At 43.4% G+C, this 15,788-nt stretch carries 17 protein-coding genes; 6 read left to right on the top strand and 11 right to left on the bottom strand.

Translation table 11 applies throughout. The features are described from left to right. Nucleotides 1-21: 21 nt before the first annotated feature. Entirely contained in the window at nucleotides 22-1,953 is a 1,932-nt protein-coding gene (thrS, locus tag TQ33_RS03720; protein ID WP_046560872.1) for a threonine--tRNA ligase, read from the bottom strand. Between the two features lie 250 nt (nucleotides 1,954-2,203). Between thrS and TQ33_RS03715 the strand changes: the two genes are divergently transcribed. Continuing rightward, nucleotides 2,204-2,632 carry a GFA family protein gene (locus TQ33_RS03715; RefSeq protein WP_046560871.1) on the top strand — a complete coding sequence of 143 codons (429 nt, stop codon included), beginning with the start codon at nucleotides 2,204-2,206 and terminating at the stop codon, nucleotides 2,630-2,632. 3 nt (nucleotides 2,633-2,635) lie between these two features. Here the strand turns inward: TQ33_RS03715 and TQ33_RS03710 are convergent, their stop codons facing one another. Beyond that, nucleotides 2,636-3,511 (bottom strand): LysR family transcriptional regulator, encoded by an 876-nt coding sequence (locus TQ33_RS03710; protein WP_046560870.1) that lies wholly within the window; start codon nucleotides 3,509-3,511, stop codon nucleotides 2,636-2,638. Nucleotides 3,512-3,621: 110 nt separating this feature from the next. Here TQ33_RS03710 and TQ33_RS03705 point away from each other — a divergent pair, with 110 nt between their 5' ends. After that, complete coding sequence (locus TQ33_RS03705; protein WP_046560869.1) at nucleotides 3,622-4,122, top strand: lactoylglutathione lyase family protein; 501 nt, start codon at nucleotides 3,622-3,624, stop codon at nucleotides 4,120-4,122. 93 nt (nucleotides 4,123-4,215) lie between these two features. Here TQ33_RS03705 and TQ33_RS03700 read toward each other — a convergent pair whose 3' ends face one another. The 3 genes from TQ33_RS03700 to TQ33_RS11755 are packed head-to-tail and all read right to left on the bottom strand — an operon-like array spanning nucleotide 4,216 to nucleotide 5,147. Then, a complete protein-coding gene (locus TQ33_RS03700; protein ID WP_046560868.1) occupies nucleotides 4,216-4,638 on the bottom strand; it encodes a nuclear transport factor 2 family protein in 423 nt (140 codons plus the stop codon). 12 nt (nucleotides 4,639-4,650) lie between these two features. Further along, on the bottom strand, nucleotides 4,651-4,953 hold the full coding sequence (locus tag TQ33_RS03695) for a hypothetical protein (protein WP_046560867.1): 303 nt from the start codon (nucleotides 4,951-4,953) through the stop codon (nucleotides 4,651-4,653). A gap of 8 nt (nucleotides 4,954-4,961) precedes the next feature. Continuing rightward, nucleotides 4,962-5,147 carry a CPXCG motif-containing cysteine-rich protein gene (locus TQ33_RS11755; protein WP_071841130.1) on the bottom strand — a complete coding sequence of 62 codons (186 nt, stop codon included), beginning with the start codon at nucleotides 5,145-5,147 and terminating at the stop codon, nucleotides 4,962-4,964. A 267-nt stretch (nucleotides 5,148-5,414) separates the two neighbouring features. On the opposite strand from TQ33_RS11755, the gene TQ33_RS11615 reads away from it, so the two are divergent. Further along, nucleotides 5,415-8,270 carry a ligand-binding sensor domain-containing diguanylate cyclase gene (locus TQ33_RS11615; protein WP_052735185.1) on the top strand — a complete coding sequence of 952 codons (2,856 nt, stop codon included), beginning with the start codon at nucleotides 5,415-5,417 and terminating at the stop codon, nucleotides 8,268-8,270. Nucleotides 8,271-8,418: 148 nt separating this feature from the next. On the opposite strand, the gene cydB is transcribed toward TQ33_RS11615, so the two are convergent. Both cydB and TQ33_RS03680 read right to left on the bottom strand, forming a co-directional pair. After that, nucleotides 8,419-9,423 (bottom strand): cytochrome d ubiquinol oxidase subunit II, encoded by a 1,005-nt coding sequence (gene cydB, locus TQ33_RS03685; RefSeq protein WP_179944376.1) that lies wholly within the window; start codon nucleotides 9,421-9,423, stop codon nucleotides 8,419-8,421. Continuing rightward, nucleotides 9,417-10,853: a cytochrome ubiquinol oxidase subunit I gene (locus TQ33_RS03680; protein WP_046560865.1), complete on the bottom strand. Its 1,437-nt coding sequence runs from the start codon at nucleotides 10,851-10,853 to the stop codon at nucleotides 9,417-9,419. The genes cydB and TQ33_RS03680 overlap by 7 nt, the downstream gene beginning before the upstream one ends. 288 nt (nucleotides 10,854-11,141) lie before the next feature. On the opposite strand from TQ33_RS03680, the gene TQ33_RS03675 reads away from it, so the two are divergent. Next, complete coding sequence (locus TQ33_RS03675) at nucleotides 11,142-12,080, top strand: DUF11 domain-containing protein (RefSeq protein ID WP_046560864.1); 939 nt, start codon at nucleotides 11,142-11,144, stop codon at nucleotides 12,078-12,080. Nucleotides 12,081-12,154: 74 nt separating this feature from the next. Here TQ33_RS03675 and TQ33_RS03670 read toward each other — a convergent pair whose 3' ends face one another. From TQ33_RS03670 to gloA, 3 genes are read right to left on the bottom strand one after another with little or no spacing between them, the layout of a single operon-like run. Beyond that, nucleotides 12,155-12,610: a DUF2059 domain-containing protein gene (locus tag TQ33_RS03670; protein WP_084616914.1), complete on the bottom strand. Its 456-nt coding sequence runs from the start codon at nucleotides 12,608-12,610 to the stop codon at nucleotides 12,155-12,157. A 26-nt stretch (nucleotides 12,611-12,636) separates the two neighbouring features. After that, nucleotides 12,637-13,044 carry a hypothetical protein gene (locus TQ33_RS03665; protein WP_084616912.1) on the bottom strand — a complete coding sequence of 136 codons (408 nt, stop codon included), beginning with the start codon at nucleotides 13,042-13,044 and terminating at the stop codon, nucleotides 12,637-12,639. 32 nt (nucleotides 13,045-13,076) lie between these two features. Then, complete coding sequence (gloA, locus tag TQ33_RS03660) at nucleotides 13,077-13,469, bottom strand: lactoylglutathione lyase (RefSeq protein WP_046560862.1); 393 nt, start codon at nucleotides 13,467-13,469, stop codon at nucleotides 13,077-13,079. A 200-nt stretch (nucleotides 13,470-13,669) separates the two neighbouring features. Between gloA and pyrC the strand changes: the two genes are divergently transcribed. Further along, nucleotides 13,670-14,710, top strand: coding sequence for a dihydroorotase (gene pyrC, locus TQ33_RS03655; protein ID WP_046560861.1), 1,041 nt, complete (start codon nucleotides 13,670-13,672; stop codon nucleotides 14,708-14,710). A gap of 26 nt (nucleotides 14,711-14,736) precedes the next feature. Continuing rightward, complete coding sequence (rnt, locus tag TQ33_RS03650) at nucleotides 14,737-15,387, top strand: ribonuclease T (RefSeq protein ID WP_046560860.1); 651 nt, start codon at nucleotides 14,737-14,739, stop codon at nucleotides 15,385-15,387. Here the strand turns inward: rnt and TQ33_RS03645 are convergent. After that, nucleotides 15,384-15,632, bottom strand: coding sequence for a hypothetical protein (locus TQ33_RS03645; protein WP_228640371.1), 249 nt, complete (start codon nucleotides 15,630-15,632; stop codon nucleotides 15,384-15,386). The two genes, rnt and TQ33_RS03645, sit on opposite strands and share 4 nt — an antisense overlap. Nucleotides 15,633-15,788 lie beyond the last annotated feature (156 nt).

Genomic DNA, 15,788 nt, shown 5'->3' with positions numbered 1-15,788 from the left:
ATTGGTTAAAATTAAGTCAAATTATTCGGCCTGAGCTTCAGTTTTTCTTGCTCGCTTAGCGACTTCCGCTTCGAGCAACTCAGCAAAGGCGTCTATGCTCATGCTACCTAGGTCTTCACCTTCTCGGGTTCTGACGGCAACCTGACCATTTTCAACTTCACGATCTCCGACTACAAGTAAGAACGGAACACGTGCTAATGTCTGCTCGCGAATTTTAAAGCCGATCTTCTCATTTCTCAAGTCCGAATTTACCCTAAATCCCTTATTTTTCAAGGAATCGACTGTTTTTTGGCAAAAATCGGCCTGTTTGTCGGTAATATTCATGATGACGGCCTGTGTTGGGGCCAACCAAGCAGGAAATTTTCCAGCGTATTCTTCGATTAAAATACCGATAAAACGCTCTAAAGATCCCAAAATTGCTCGGTGAAGCATCACTGGAACTTCTCTTTCACCGCTTTCAGCGACAAATTCCGCGCCTAAACGACCCGGCATCGAGAAGTCAACTTGGATAGTACCACACTGCCAGTGACGCTCTAAGCAGTCTTTCAAAGTGAACTCAAGTTTCGGACCATAGAAGGCGCCTTCGCCTGGCTGGTATTCGAATTCAATATTGTTCGCTTTCAAAGCATCAGCCAAAGCAGCTTCTGCCTTATCCCACACTTCATCGGAACCGACACGCTGTTCTGGGCGAGTCGACAACTTCACAATGACGTCGGTAAAGCCGAAATCACGATACACGTCATACAACATCTCGATAAACTTCGAGACTTCTTCTTGAATTTGATTTTCAGTACAGAATATATGTGCGTCATCCTGTACGAAGTTACGCAAACGCATAATGCCGTGTAAAGCGCCTGATGGCTCATTACGGTGACACGAGCCAAACTCAGCCATGCGCAATGGCAAGTCACGGTAACTCTTCAAACCTGAATTATAAATCTGTACGTGGCACGGGCAGTTCATCGGCTTAATCGCATAATCTCGCTGATCCGATTCAAGCGTAAACATATCGTCGCCAAACTTATCCCAGTGACCTGACTTTTCCCACAAGCTACGATCCACAATCTGTGGTGTCTTTACTTCTTGATAATCATGTTCTTTTAAACGGTCACGAATGTACTGCTCAAGCGTTTTGTAGATTGACCAGCCTTTATCGTGCCAAAAAATCATGCCCGGCGCTTCTTCCTGTAAGTGGAACAGGTCTAAAGCCTTACCAATTTTGCGGTGATCACGCTTTTCAGCTTCTTCAAGGCGTCTTAAATAAGCCTTGAGTTCTTTCTTGTTAGTCCACGCCGTGCCGTAAATACGCTGCAACATTTCGTTGTTCGAGTCACCACGCCAATATGCACCAGCAACCTTCATCAGCTTAAACGCTTTCAACTTTGAGGTGCTAGGGACGTGTGGTCCACGGCATAAATCGATAAAGTCGCCTTGGCGATATAAGGATAACGCTTCATTGCTTGGAATCGACTCAATAATTTCTGCTTTGTACTCTTCACCCATGTTACGGAAGAAAGCAACCGCTTCGTCACGCTCCATCTCAGTGCGCTCGACTTGAAGATTCTCTTTAGCGATTTTCTCCATTTCTTTTTCGATGGCACGCAAATCGTCTTCAGTAAACGGCGTCTCAGTCGCGAAATCATAATAGAAACCATGATCAATCACTGGACCGATAGTCACTTGGACATTGTCAAATAAACGCTGAACCGCTTGCGCTAATAAGTGCGCTGTTGAGTGACGGATAATCTCTAAGCCATCTTCATCACGCTCAGTAATGATCGCTAGCTGAGCATCAGAGTCCATGACATAGCTCGTATCAACGAGCTTACCGTCAACCTTTCCAGCTAAAGCAGCTTTTGCTAAACCAGGGCCAATATCGTTCGCTACGTCGTGTACAGAAACGGCTTTATCAAACTCGCGTTGACTTCCATCAGGTAAGGTAATTACAGGCATTGTAAATCTCTCTGTTCGAATATAAGCCCTACGAATGGCCTATTATTCAATGAATGATTAAATAAATTGTATTTTATCGCCAAAATCCGCTCTACCCAACGGTATTTCAAGGGTTTTGACAAAAAATTAAGACAAGTGGTCGATTATGGTGGAATTAGTGAAATATGCAAGAGATCGCAGCAAAAAATCTTGCTTTTAAAGGCGCTTGCGGTAACTTTGGTTATTATTGGCAAATCATAAAGGATTGACTATGTCTACCATCAACCTCAACACCCAATGCTTGTGCAAGAAAGTTAGCATTAACGTCGCAGAAGCAAAACCTCACATCGACTCCTGTCATTGTGCCATATGTCGCAAGTGGGCGGGGGGCCCGCTACTCGCAATCGACTGTGGAACCAATGTCAACTTTGAAGGAGAAGACCACATTAAAGTCTACAACTCATCTGAATGGGCTGAGCGAGGCTTTTGCAATCAGTGCGGTACTCACCTCTTCTACCGACTCAAAGAAGCCAATCAATACATCATGCCAGCAGGGCTTTTCGATAGTCTTGATCATTTAGACAGCGCTGAATTCACCACCCAAATCTTTATCGATGAAAAGCCAGCCTATTACGACTTCGCCAACCAAACCAAAATGATGACCGGCGAAGAAGTGTTTGCGGCTTATAGCCAAGAGTAAATGCTAGGCAGACAACAACGTATTAATTTCACTGATAATATTCTTAACTCGATTAGGAAGCACCTTATTACGTCTCTGACAGAGGTATAACGCCTCGCTCACAGGGGTGCTTAACTCATATGCTGTTATCAAGTCTTGAGATTGAAATGCTTTAACGGCATGTTGGGGTAGTACTGTAAAGCCAAGTCCTTTGCTCACAGGCTCAAGAATTAAATGAATTTGGTTAATACGACCTGACTGCTTAAGCTGGCTGATATGTTCAAACTCAGGAAAGTTTTTACTCAAAAGCTGACGAGCGTGGTGCTCACCATCCGGGTGATTGATAAACCCCAAAGCTTGCAAGCTTTCCCAATCAACGTGTTGAACCGTACTGGGAGTGACTAACAATAGCGGTTCGCTTGCAACCTGCTTGGAAATAACCCACTCAGTGTCTATGGGTATTGTTGCCAAACCAATATCAATCTTATCCTCAATTAAGGCCTGCTGAATGTCATCGTTCGGCGCAAACCGGTAATCAAATACCAACTCAGGGTGGCTTTGCTGCAAACACAGTAGCTCAGGGTAAAGCAAAGTCCCGACACTACCCGGCGACATTAACCGCACTTCACCTGCGAACTCCGGATCAGACTTAATCTTCAGTTCTATCCCATCAAGCTTTTCAAGCAATTCTTCAGCCTCAGCCAACAATAACTGTCCGCTTTCTGTCAAAGTGAAACCTTTGCCCTCACGGAGTAACAACTCTGAATTAAGAGCTTCCTCAAGTTTTTTCACATGCTGGCTGACACCAGACTGCGTCATGTGCAAATGCTCAGCCGTTTGCGTGAAATGTTTTTTATCGGCTAAAACACAAAATGTCTTAAGCCAAACCATATTAATCATAATAGACCACAATCATAACGTAAAATTATTATTTTAATGATAAATCATAATTTAACATGATTATTTGTGCATCGTAAACTAGCCTCACATTAAAGACATGAGGAGTAATTATGAACTCTGTATACCCTAGAACATTTTCTCACATCGGTATCTCTGTACCTGATTTAGCGGCCGCCGTAAAATTTTATACTGAAGTATTGGGCTGGTATCAAATCATGGAACCGACCAAGATTACCGAAGATAACAGTGCCATTGGTGAAATGTGCACTGACGTATTTGGTCCAGGCTGGGGAAGTTTCAACATTGCTCACCTCTCGACTGGCGATCGAGTTGGCGTTGAGTTATTTGAATTCAACAACCAAGAAAATCCCGAGGATAACTTTGAGTACTGGAAAACTGGGATATTCCACTTCTGTGTGCAAGACCCCAACGTTGAAGAACTCGCAGAAAAAATTGTGGCAGCTGGCGGCAAAAAACGCATGGAAAAACCAAGGTACTATTACCCAGGAGAAAAGCCATACCGCATGATTTATATGGAAGATCCGTTCGGTAACATCTTAGAAATCTACAGTCACAGCTATGAACTAATATACAGCGAAGGCGCTTATTAATTAGATTAGCTCTATAAGGGCCTGGGCTAGTTCTAGGCCTTTATAGCGCCTTAACTTACAGCGCTGTCTTGTACAGGAACTTAACTCTAAAACTTACGCTGTACACTGGTGTGCAGGATAGTACCAAACATTGAGTATTTTATGTTCCTTTAACTCATAGATTGCAAAGCTGCATTGGTTTTTTTCTTTACCCTCTGATAACCAAATGGCTTTTTCAACAGTATGTACAAAGTTGCCACTGCCTTGAATGCTGAGTATTTCAGATCGCCCATGGCTGCCACTAGCGAAGAAGCCCTGCATTGCCTTGTTTAACTGCTCTTTGCTGCCAGTGATGATAGTAAGCTCCTTTGACTCCACACTCATCCAACTTACATCAGAAGTCGTAAGATCTAACATCGCCTCTAAATCCTGCTGATTATAAGCCTCTACAAAACTCTTAACGACTTGGGTTTCAGACTCGTTAGCTTGGCTTAATGGGGAAATAAGCAAACCAATTAATAATAAAATACTTTTCATACTCAATCCTCATTAAACGCTTTTATTCTCAGTCCCTTCGCCGGGCGTAATAAATAAAGCTTTGGTCGTTGTTTTAGTTCGGGCGGTGTGCCATGTGTTTTGAGGCACAACGACTTCATCGCCTTTAGGATGAATCTCCCAAGAGCTCCAATCCTCTGAAAACTCATACATCGAAACGAGCTGATGATCTTTAAAGTGATTAAAGTTTTCATCAAGATCTTGATAGATAGAAGGGGTAACGGTCACTTTCTCGACGGCTTGGTTAGGCTTTAATACTGCGAAGACTTTTTCTAAGTTGTTTACTGGGGAAAACATAGTATTTCTTAATGATCAGCACTGACTTGAATACTAATATCCCCTTCATTAGCCCAAACTTCAAATTCAATTGGCCGACAGCAAACCTGACAGTCCTCAATATATTCTTGATGCGGCACTGAGTTATCAATTAAAACTGTAATAAGCTCACCGCAGTACGGACATGCAATGTCTTTTTCAACGAGTTGATTTATCACTTCTAATTTACGTAAAACAAGCCTAGTTAATAAAAAGTTTACGATTTAGGATAATCGCACAAATCATGTTACCACCGTAACATCCGACATTAAACAAGGTAACGACTTACTCCATAGCTTGTTTAAATATTTCTACCGTACGCTCACGGCACAAATTACCTAAAATGCATTTAAAAGGTTATCGCTAGTCAAACTTGTTACATTAGGTTAAGTTATATTCACTTACCCTTTATTTGTAGTATTGAACTAAGTAGGAATTTATAATTGAAGCGTTCAGAGAAAAGCAACCTATCCTTAATTCCACACCCGATTATTGAGTATATTGGGCGCTCTGAAGATCTTCCTACTAACCAGTTACACCACATCACCATAAAAAATAAGATCCTTTTTATCTCCACACCGAATGGCTTGATTATTTATTATGGAGATACCTTTCGGCTAATGGATCGCTCCTCAGGGTTGTTAACTCATGGGTTGAGAAGTACTTCCAGCGCCAGTTTCGGTGGCTTAGTTTCCTCTGACAAAGGACTTGATGCTATTACGCCTTCTGGAGAAAAAGTATTTAGCATCGACACCACAGAACAAGGCTATGGTTGGTGTCAAAAGGCATTAGAATATAAAGATAACGAGTATCTACTGGCAACGGCAAAGGGATTAGTTCTTTATAAATATCATCATCAAGAATTAATCTTTAAGAATCACTTCCTCGAAAACGAAGTAATCATTAATCTTATAAACAACGACTCAGGCGACTGCCTGATTCATAGCGTAGCCTCTGGATTATGGCTACTTTCAGATGGCAAACTAAGACCTTACTTAACAAACGTTACCCTAGATGATAGAAATATAGTCAGAATTGGTAAAAGCTTATTTAACTCCTGGGTTCTGCTTGAAACAGAAATTTTAGTTCTCGATAACGACTTTAACTTGTTATATTGCGTCGAATTACCAGAAGCTCTGCATTACCCTACTACTGCCTGCTTGTACAAAGATGACTTCTTTTTGGCATCAGCAAACAAGCTCACTCGACTATCGCTGGATAGAGATTTAATTCTATCGACCACCGACATCCTCAATAACGTTACTATCAATGACTTAAAGATAGATGACGATACAAACCTCTGGATTGCCAGTGAAAGAAAGGGCCTGATCAAGGTAAGCGGTTTAGCTGATTATATTAATATATGGTCACACAACAACTCGAATTCAGTGTTGTCCTTGAGGCAACATCCAGATAATCCCAACATTTGCCTTGTAGGTGGTTCTGAGCATAGTTACTTTTTTGACATTAATCGTAAAGCCCTCATCTCAACCATTCCTGAGCTGAATTCAAATCCAGCTTGGGATGTTCAGTATTTTCAAAATAAAATATGGGCAGCGACCCACAAGGGCTTAATAACCATCTCAAATAACGACATAACAAGCCTACACTTTAAAATTACAGGGCCATGTCGTTGCCTGTTTTTTTCACAGAAATGCCTGTTACTTGGAGCGATATCAGGGCTTTACCGTGTTGATTATGCTTCAAATGATATCGAGCAGTATACTGACAGCAACAACTTATCCCTAGGGTATGTTTATACCATTTATGAAATAACAGCCGATCGCTATTTAGTGGGCACATTGGGAAGAGGTTTATGGCTATTAACCCATCTAAGTCAGACCCAAGAGCCATACAAACTTGAAAGAATAAAGTTAAGTAAAGACGTCACTAACGTCTATGGTATCGATATAAACAGCGCTGGCGAAATCGCTATCACAGCAGATAACTTTATCTTTACTCTGGATGAAAGGTACCACGAACTTTCAGTGATAAAGAGTAACAGCTCAGTAGCCGCTTGGGCCTGCCTATGGTCAGATAACCAGAAGTTGATTACCGCTGCTAGTGATGGCCTCAAAATATACAATGTGGCAACACAAGAACAAACGTTTCTATTAGACAACTTCCCGTCAGAAACATTCTGGGAGTTCACAACAAGCCGAAGCATATTAAGAGCATCACAAAATACTCTGCTTTGTGGGTTAAACGATTTTATTGCTTACCTTGATTACGAAGCAGTCAGGAGTCGCACGAAACCTCCAACTCCAACCGTATTTTCATTGTCATGCTCTTGTAACCATGAATACAGTAACAATAAACTCAGCTTAAAAACCGGCAAATGGGATTTACAAATATGGCTGTCCAGTAGTTGGTATTGGGCCAAAGAACCATGCCATTACCAATACCGACTATTAGGTTTCAATGAGCCGTTTAAAAGCATCAGTAGCAACCGCATTGACTTCAACTCACTGCCAGCTGGCAAGTATATCTTAGAGGTTAAGGTTTCAAACAACTTTGAAAATCGGAATATTGTTTACCAATTACTTTTAATCAATGTTGAAAGTCACAACATTATCACCCGAACCTTTAATAAACTTTACTACTTTGCGCTCGACTTTTACAAAAACCACTTCCGCACCAAAGAGTTTGTTAATTTACATGGCCGTTACGTTGAGCTCGAAGCCCAAGTTGAAGAAAGGACCAGCAGTATTCAGAAATATGCGCAGGAGCTTGAGCGCAAAAACAAGGAGTTAAAAGAACTATCAGGCCTTGATCCTCTAACACAAATTCATAACAGAAGCCGTTTCGATGAAGTATTCGAAAAAGAGCTGTATAGAGCTCTTCGGAATCACGGAGTTTTATCTTTGTTAATGCTTGATATTGATCACTTCAAAGCTTACAACGATACTTATGGACATTTAAAGGGAGACCACTGTATTCAAACGGTCGCAAGCTGCATCAGTGAGTGCTTTAATCGCTCAACCGATTTAGTAGCCCGTTATGGCGGTGAAGAGTTTGTAGTGCTTGTAATGGAAAGTAATCCGGAAGAAATCTTGCTGGAAGCTAAGCGCGTTAACCAAGCGATCATTGATGCAAACATCCCACATCAAAGTTCTGCGACCAGCAATATAGTTACTGTCAGCGTCGGTGCAACGAGCCTTCAGATTGATAGTAGTTTTGCTTCGTTAAACGTTGATGATATCAAAAACGCTATCATAGAAAGTGCAGATCAAGCGCTCTACCAATCGAAAAACAATGGTCGAAACCAGGCAGCATTTAAACCCACAAACCTAAATTAACCTAAAACCGACTTTACAATTAGCCCTATAATACTAATCGCAATCACTCCTGCTAACCACAGCCCAACAAACCAGAGCGCTTTCTTCCACCCTGGTTTGTTAGTGTGTTCGTGCTTATCGTCCTGTTTGTGATTTTTATCATTAACCATTAATGATACGCCTCCCCTTCTTTGACTTTGCCTCTAAATACCCAGTAAGCATACGTGGTGTAAGCTAGAATAATCGGCAACAAAAATGCTGAGCCTACGAGCAGGAATTTCAAACTAGAGTCTGGAGCTGCGGCATCCCAGATACTCACTGAAGGTGGCACTAGGTTGGGGAAAAGGCTAATTGCTAGGCCAATATAACTGAGCAAGAATAACGAAATGGATAACAGGAATGGGCTAACGTCGCGCTTTCTTTTAAGCGTAATAAATAAACTTACACCAACGATAAACACCAATACAGGCACGACAAATAAGTAATAAATATTGGGCGCATCAAACCAACGGTGTAGGTACTGTTGCTCAATAAAGATCATCCATAAGCTAATCAGTCCAATGAAGCCGAACGTCGCAACGCCAGCGATTTTAGCAATACCACGTGATTGTTTTTGTAAGCTACCAGTGGTCTTCATGTTGAGCCAAGTCGAGCCTAGCAAAACGTAACCAACGACCAGCGCAATACCCGTGGTGATACTGAAAGGCGTTAGCCAATCCCACCAGCCACCAGCATAAGCTCGATTTTCGACCGTAATGCCTTGTACTAACGCTCCTAGCGCGATACCTTGGCATAAAGCGGCAACCAACGACCCAATGGCAAAACCTTTATCCCACAGGTGTTGTGACTTTCGTGCACGCCAGTGAAACTCGAAAGCCACACCACGGAATATCAAGCCTAACAGCATCAAAATAATCGGCATATAAAGCGCGGGTAAAATAATGGCATAAGCCAGTGGAAATACGGCAAATAAGCCGCCGCCGCCGAGCACCAGCCAGGTTTCGTTACCGTCCCAAATTGGAGCGATAGTGTTCATCGCGGTTTCTTTGTCTTCCTTCTTTTTAATGAAGGGAAACATGATGCCGATACCAAGATCGAAGCCGTCGAGGATAATGTAAGCGAGTACTGCAAAGGCAATCAGCCCCGCCCAAATCAATGCATAATCAATCATGATTTATCCTCCTCGTTGTTTTTCACATCGCTCGACTCATGAGGCAAACGATTCGATAAGGTCACTGATGACGGCACCTTACTCTCCTCTTCCGATAGCTCACCACGGTCTCCAGGACGCACCTTCATCAAGCGTAGCGTGTAAACAATACCTGCACCAAACACCAGTATGTACACGACGACAAAGATCGCGAGCGATGCAGCTACCGCTGGCGCATCGAGCGGCGAGTGGGAATCGTAGGTTCTGAGCAAACCATACACGGTATACGGCTGACGACCTACTTCAGTGACAATCCAGCCAGCAATGGTTGCCACCACGCCCGATGGCGCGAACCACACCGCTGTTTTGAGTAAGAAGCGATTGTCATAAAGTTTCTTTCGCCAACGTAAAAACAGACTAAACATACCGATGGCGATCATGCCCATACCGATAGCGACCATCAGGCGGAAACTGTAGAACACCCACTTAGTATTAGGGCGTTCTTCTTTTGCAAATTGGTCCAAACCAACAAGCTCACCGTCCATGTCATGAGTAAGGATAAAGCTCGCCATCTTTGGAATTTCAATCGCGTAATCGACTCGTTCTTCTTCATCATTCGGGATACCGAACAAAATCAACGGAGCGCCCTTTTGAGTTTGATAGTTACCTTCCATTGCAGCAACTTTGGCTGGCTGATGTTCAAGTGTGTTCAAGCCATGCAAGTCACCAATAAATAACTGAATTGGTGCGACAATAGCCGCCATCCACATTGCCATGGAGAACATCAGGCGAGCAACCTCATTCTTACCTTTTTCTTTGCGCTCTTTTAGCAAATGCCAAGCCGCCACACCACCGACTAGAAACGCCGAGCTTAAGAAGGCTGCTGTAACCATGTGCGCTAATCGGTAAGGGAACGACGGGTTAAAGACCACCTCAAACCAATCTTCCGCAATAAACTGTCCGACTTCGTTATAAGCATAGCCAGTAGGCGTTTGCATCCAACTGTTCACACTTAAAATCCAGAATGCTGACATCAAGGTACCGATTGAAACCATTAAAGTTGCAAAGAAATGGAGTTTTTTGCCCACCTTATCCATACCAAACAGCATCACGCCCAAGAAACCCGCCTCAAGGAAAAAAGCTGAGAGTACTTCATAGCCCATCAAAGGCCCTAAAATCGGGCCGGTTTTGTCAGAGAACACACTCCAGTTAGTGCCGATCTGATAACTCATCACGACGCCTGATACGACGCCCATACCAAAAATAATGGAGAAGATTTTTAACCAGTACTTAAAGGCAGTAAGATAAATTTTCTTATTGGTTTTCAGCCAAAGGGCTTCAAGAACGGCAAGATACGCAGCAAGACCAATGGACAGGCCGGGAAAGACAATATGAAACGCTATTGTAAACGCAAACTGTATCCTCGCGAGGAGTACAGGATCGAGGAACTCCATCGATTACCTCCTTTATGACAGGCGACTTTGTTATAAAGCGCTGCTCAAGAACGTCACAGCTGCTGCACAACAAAGCATTAAGAGTTCATGACAAAACCATTACAAATGGTGTGTCTTAATCCTAGCGTGGCGGGGCTTTTAATCAAGCAAAATTCGCAGGATATTTAGTATGGCAACAATGCTCTTTGATTAGATTTTGTAATGTTTTTTTAGGCCCGAATACGAAAATTCTTGATAACCCCAAAAAACTCACTACAATCAAGTCAAATTTGACTTAATGTTTACCCTATGACTAAGCCAATATTACTTTTTTTGGTTGCGTTTTTTACCGCAAGTTCTGTGCAAGCCAGAACCTGTCTCAATTGGGAAGATGAAGGATTATCGAGTAACTACACGGTTAACGGACTAGATGTTAACTTCGATTACTCTGACAACTTCATCGGTGCGGACGCTTTTCCTACTTACGCCGTTTTTCCAAATGATATTTTTGGTGGCCATACTGGTTACTTCAATGTCAGTTTCGATAATAACAATGTCAACATTAACGAACGAGTTACTTTGGTGCTGACCTTTTCGTCGCCCGTAAGAAACCTAGAGTTTTCGGTATTAGACATCGACCAAAGTAGCTGGGATGACAACATTACTATCGATGTTGATGGAACCAATGCCAAACAAACCACTTACATCACTTTAGCAGGGAACGCTGTTATTGCGGACAATGAAAGCTATTTCGATGGCTGGGAAGGGCGCGCTTCTGCTGCATCAACCAGTGATGATGGTAATATAGATTTTGACTCAGGAAACGACCAAGTTACCGCCGTAACCATGCAATACTTCACCGGCGATGACGCGGGCTCAAACCCTAACTCGCAGCGTATGGGCCTTTCGGATGTTTGCTGGGACACAGAAGTCGATCTTGTGGTCAATAAAACCGACCTCAGCGGCAACTTCTCACCAGGTGAAATCGTCAACTATCAAATAACCGTGACAAACAATGGTCCTATGAATGCAGCCGACGTCAATGTTACGGATATATTCCCTGCAGGTTCTAGTCTAAGCGGTAACTGGAGCTGTAGCTCTAGTAACGCCAGCTGTGTTGCTGGTAGCCCAGTGGGAAGTGGTGCTAGCGGAAATTCCGATATAAACCAACAGGTCGATATCAATGTCGGTGGGAGCGTGACTTTTAGCGTGCCTCTACTGATGTCCACCGACCCATCAGACTATTAATACCATCAGGCTATTCATCATTATGGGGTAAGCCTCTATGGCCTACCCCACGTTTTAGAACACTAAACAAGACTTTACTGTTTATCAGCTTCTTGAATCATTCGAACCAACTCAGATTGATTTTCCAAAACTAATTGCTCCCCTAACCGCATCCCCTCTTCCATTAACGTAGTGGTTAAAAGAGCAACTTTCTGACCAGTCTGAGTTGAGTAAAAGTCATTGATATCTTCAATTTCAGATTGCGTAAAGTTTTTTGCATACAACATCGCAAAGCGCTCTTTCACGTCTTCCCAACGGACATATTGGTCATAAAAGTCCAAAAATGTTTGTCTGTAACGAGCCATACTTGGGTTCATTTTGAGTTGCGCATCGATAGACGTTTCCAATGCCCCAGAAAATTGCTCCCCCATTTTCATGGTTGAAAGTAATTCAAGGGCAGCATTTTTATGGCTTTGAGATATATCATCTGAAGCCGATGCTATGCCCACAACACCCAGCAAAAACAAACTCATTAATAGTTTTTTCATCATAGTTCCTTTTCGTTAACACATACAGTTTAGCTTCCGAACCACCGCTTAAAGCCGTCGCTGTTCAAATAGCCACGTAAACCAATCAAATAAATCACCACAAACAAAGATCCAAAGAACGCCAACACACCCCACAAGGATAAGAAGTCTTTGGTCAGCACCATGGTGGTTAACGCTTGCAGTAAAGCAATGGTATAAATCAAGGCTCTCAACATCCCCCAGGCCTTTCGCATTTTGCTCAACAGCACAATTTCACAAAACACTAAAGTGCCCAGTAGCGACCAAGTGGCGAAGGCGATTAAAATCTCGGCGCCCGTTTCGGTGTACATATTAAATATTGCCCACGCAGCAACGGCGATGATGACAAGATTTATTAGCAATACATTTTTTACGCCTTTTGGCATAGCGACTTTTTCCACTGAGTTCTCTTCGCTCATGATATTCTCTTAAAGTTATTTAGCGCTAACAATTAAGCGTTATGTTTATCTTCTAATAATTCGATTTTATAGCCATCGGGGTCTTCTACAAAGGCTAATACAGTCGTTCCATGCTTCATCGGGCCTGGTTCACGCACAATCGTACCACCAGCGTCACGAATCTTTTCACAAGCGGCATACACATCATCCACCGCAATCGCGATATGCCCAAAGCCTTCGCCTTTTTCGTAACTGTCGGTATCCCAGTTATGGGTCAGCTCTAATACAGTATTATCTTTTTCCTCACCGTAACCCAAGAACGCCAAAGTAAAACGACCAGACTCATAATCATGCTTACGAAGAAGTTTCATCCCCATAATACCGCTATAGAATTGAATGGATTTGTCTAAATCACCAACACGCAGCATGGTGTGTAATAATCTCATGGAGCCTCCCGACATTTTTTGGTTACAGCCTCTTACAGTTACAGGGTTTAGTTACTGCGAGGACTTGCGTATAATACCGCGCCATTAAACACAATTAAGCGTATCAGGTAAACCCGTGCTCACTCCAAACACGACGTTGCCGATACCAACCGCCTCAATTTCTGGGGTTGCCGCCTAAAAAGGCCACAGCAGAGACTATTATGCAAACATTGACTATCACTCGTCCAGACGACTGGCACATCCACCTTCGTTCTGGCGCTTCCTTGCAGCACACAGTCAAAGACGCTGCCAAGCAATTTGCTCGCGCTATCGTCATGCCAAACCTAGTACCGCCGGTGACGAACGTTGAACAAGCCGATGATTATCGTCAGGCCATTCTTCGCCACACCACCGAAAGCATGGACTTTGAGCCCCTGATGACCTTGTATCTGACGGATAACACTAGCCCAGAAGATATCGAAGCCGCAGTTGAGAGTAGCTTTGTTAAGGCTTGTAAGTTATACCCTGCTGGCGCAACCACTAATTCAGACTCAGGCCTAACCGACATCGAAAACGCTTATCCGGTGTTTGAAAAGATGGCTGAGCTGGGCATGCCGTTATTGATTCACGGTGAAGTGACGGATGCCGACATCGACATTTTCGACCGCGAAAAAGTCTTTATCGACACCAAGCTTCGTCCTGTGGTCGAAAAATTTCCCAACTTAAAAGTGGTGCTAGAGCACATCACGACCAAAGATGCGGTTGATTTTGTTAACGAACAAGGCCCGAATGTCGCAGCAACGATTACAGCGCACCACTTGCTACTAAACCGTAACGACATGTTGGTTGGCGGTATTCGCCCTCACTTATATTGCTTACCGATTCTCAAGCGCCAAGAACACCAAGCGGCATTGTTAGTCGCAGCAACATCTGGCTCACCAAAGTTCTTCCTAGGCACGGACAGCGCGCCACATGCTAAAAGTAAGAAAGAAGCGGCTTGCGGTTGTGCTGGCGTTTACACTGCTTATGCAGCGATTGAGCTTTACGCGGAAGCCTTTGAGATGATGGATAAACTTGATCGTCTAGAAGCCTTCGCCAGTTTCCATGGCCCAGACTTCTACGGTTTGCCTCGAAATGAAGCAACCATCACGTTAGTTAAAGATGAATGGAAAGTTCCAAAGCACCTATGCCTTGGTAATGATAAATTAGTACCATTCTGTGCTGACGAAATGCTTCAGTGGAAGCTAAAAGCTGATCAGTAGCCCACACAAAGGCTTAAGGACTTTAAATGCTCAACCTGCCCCTGAACAATCGATTTCGAGGCTTTTACCCAGTGGTTGTGGATGTTGAAACGGGCGGTTTTAATGCGCAGACTGATGCTCTGCTCGAAATCGCCGCCGTAACCACACGCTATAACGACGAAGGGCAGCTGGAAGTGAATAAAAGCTACCACTTCAACGTTGAGCCATTTGAAGGGGCTAATATTGAGCAACGAGCGTTAGAGTTTACAGGCATCGACCCTGAGAACCCGTTACGCAACGCAGTAAGCGAAGAAGAAGCCCTGAAGTCTATCTTTAAAAATTTGCGTAATGAACAAAAAGAAGCCGACTGTAACCGTTGTGTTCTCGTCGGGCATAACGCCTGGTTTGATCAAAGCTTCCTTAACGCAGCTTCCGAACGCGCTAATATTAAGCGTAATCCGTTCCACCCTTTTACCAGCTTCGATACGGCATCCTTATCGGCGCTTATGCTAGGCCACACGGTTTTAGCCCAAGCTTGTAAACGCGCGGAAATTACGTTTAGCCAGAAAGAAGCTCACTCAGCTTTGTATGACGCGACCAAAACGGCTGAGCTGTTTTGTCACCTAGTCAATCGCGCTAATTTGGCGCAAGCTGACGAGAATTTTGTGGCTGAGCTAGAACAATCTAAAGACGACTAGCTCTGGTATAAGCAGCGACCGCACAGCTCTTCGCAAGTAACTTCTAAGATCAGAGCCTTTACCAGCTTTTTCAGCTGCGTCTGGCTACTGGTCTGTAATTCTTGATAGCTGATCAGGCCTGAATTAAACAGCTCCTGTAAGCGACGCCCTTGCCACCGACGAACCACCTGCCCACTGTTTTGCTCCACCAGTTCCAAGTGTGGCTGGCGCTTATCCAACCATGCGTTTATCACGTAATTTATCATTCGATTGTCCTTCTTTATAATTGTTTGGTGATGAATCTGTTAAACTTAACATCAAAATGAGAATAATTCTCATGCGCATTGAAATCAAGCAGAATTTGTTCAATTCTGCGCACCATCACAGATCAGAGTTAACAACACGCCTACCATGTGATAGAA

Origin of the sequence: Kangiella geojedonensis (assembly GCF_000981765.1) — a bacterium.
Classification (GTDB): Bacteria; Pseudomonadota; Gammaproteobacteria; order Enterobacterales; family Kangiellaceae; genus Kangiella; species Kangiella geojedonensis.
Note: the sequence above shows the minus strand (reverse complement) of the source record. Positions and strands in the feature narration are given on the sequence as shown.

Bases quoted from the DNA above. Each gene is read 5' to 3' on its own strand.
- TQ33_RS03700 (WP_046560868.1), bottom strand. From the start codon at position 4,638: ATGAAAAGTATTTTATTATTAATTGGTTTGCTTATTTCCCCATTAAGC.
- TQ33_RS03695 (WP_046560867.1), bottom strand. From the start codon at position 4,953: ATGTTTTCCCCAGTAAACAACTTAGAAAAAGTCTTCGCAGTATTAAAG.
- TQ33_RS03675 (WP_046560864.1), top strand. From the start codon at position 11,142: ATGACTAAGCCAATATTACTTTTTTTGGTTGCGTTTTTTACCGCAAGT.
- TQ33_RS03715 (WP_046560871.1), top strand. From the start codon at position 2,204: ATGTCTACCATCAACCTCAACACCCAATGCTTGTGCAAGAAAGTTAGC.
- TQ33_RS03705 (WP_046560869.1), top strand. From the start codon at position 3,622: ATGAACTCTGTATACCCTAGAACATTTTCTCACATCGGTATCTCTGTA.
- TQ33_RS03645 (WP_228640371.1), bottom strand. From the start codon at position 15,632: ATGATAAATTACGTGATAAACGCATGGTTGGATAAGCGCCAGCCACAC.
- TQ33_RS03670 (WP_084616914.1), bottom strand. From the start codon at position 12,610: ATGATGAAAAAACTATTAATGAGTTTGTTTTTGCTGGGTGTTGTGGGC.
- gloA (WP_046560862.1), bottom strand. From the start codon at position 13,469: ATGAGATTATTACACACCATGCTGCGTGTTGGTGATTTAGACAAATCC.
- TQ33_RS03710 (WP_046560870.1), bottom strand. From the start codon at position 3,511: ATGATTAATATGGTTTGGCTTAAGACATTTTGTGTTTTAGCCGATAAA.
- rnt (WP_046560860.1), top strand. From the start codon at position 14,737: ATGCTCAACCTGCCCCTGAACAATCGATTTCGAGGCTTTTACCCAGTG.
- pyrC (WP_046560861.1), top strand. From the start codon at position 13,670: ATGCAAACATTGACTATCACTCGTCCAGACGACTGGCACATCCACCTT.
- thrS (WP_046560872.1), bottom strand. From the start codon at position 1,953: ATGCCTGTAATTACCTTACCTGATGGAAGTCAACGCGAGTTTGATAAA.
- TQ33_RS03665 (WP_084616912.1), bottom strand. From the start codon at position 13,044: ATGAGCGAAGAGAACTCAGTGGAAAAAGTCGCTATGCCAAAAGGCGTA.
- TQ33_RS03680 (WP_046560865.1), bottom strand. From the start codon at position 10,853: ATGGAGTTCCTCGATCCTGTACTCCTCGCGAGGATACAGTTTGCGTTT.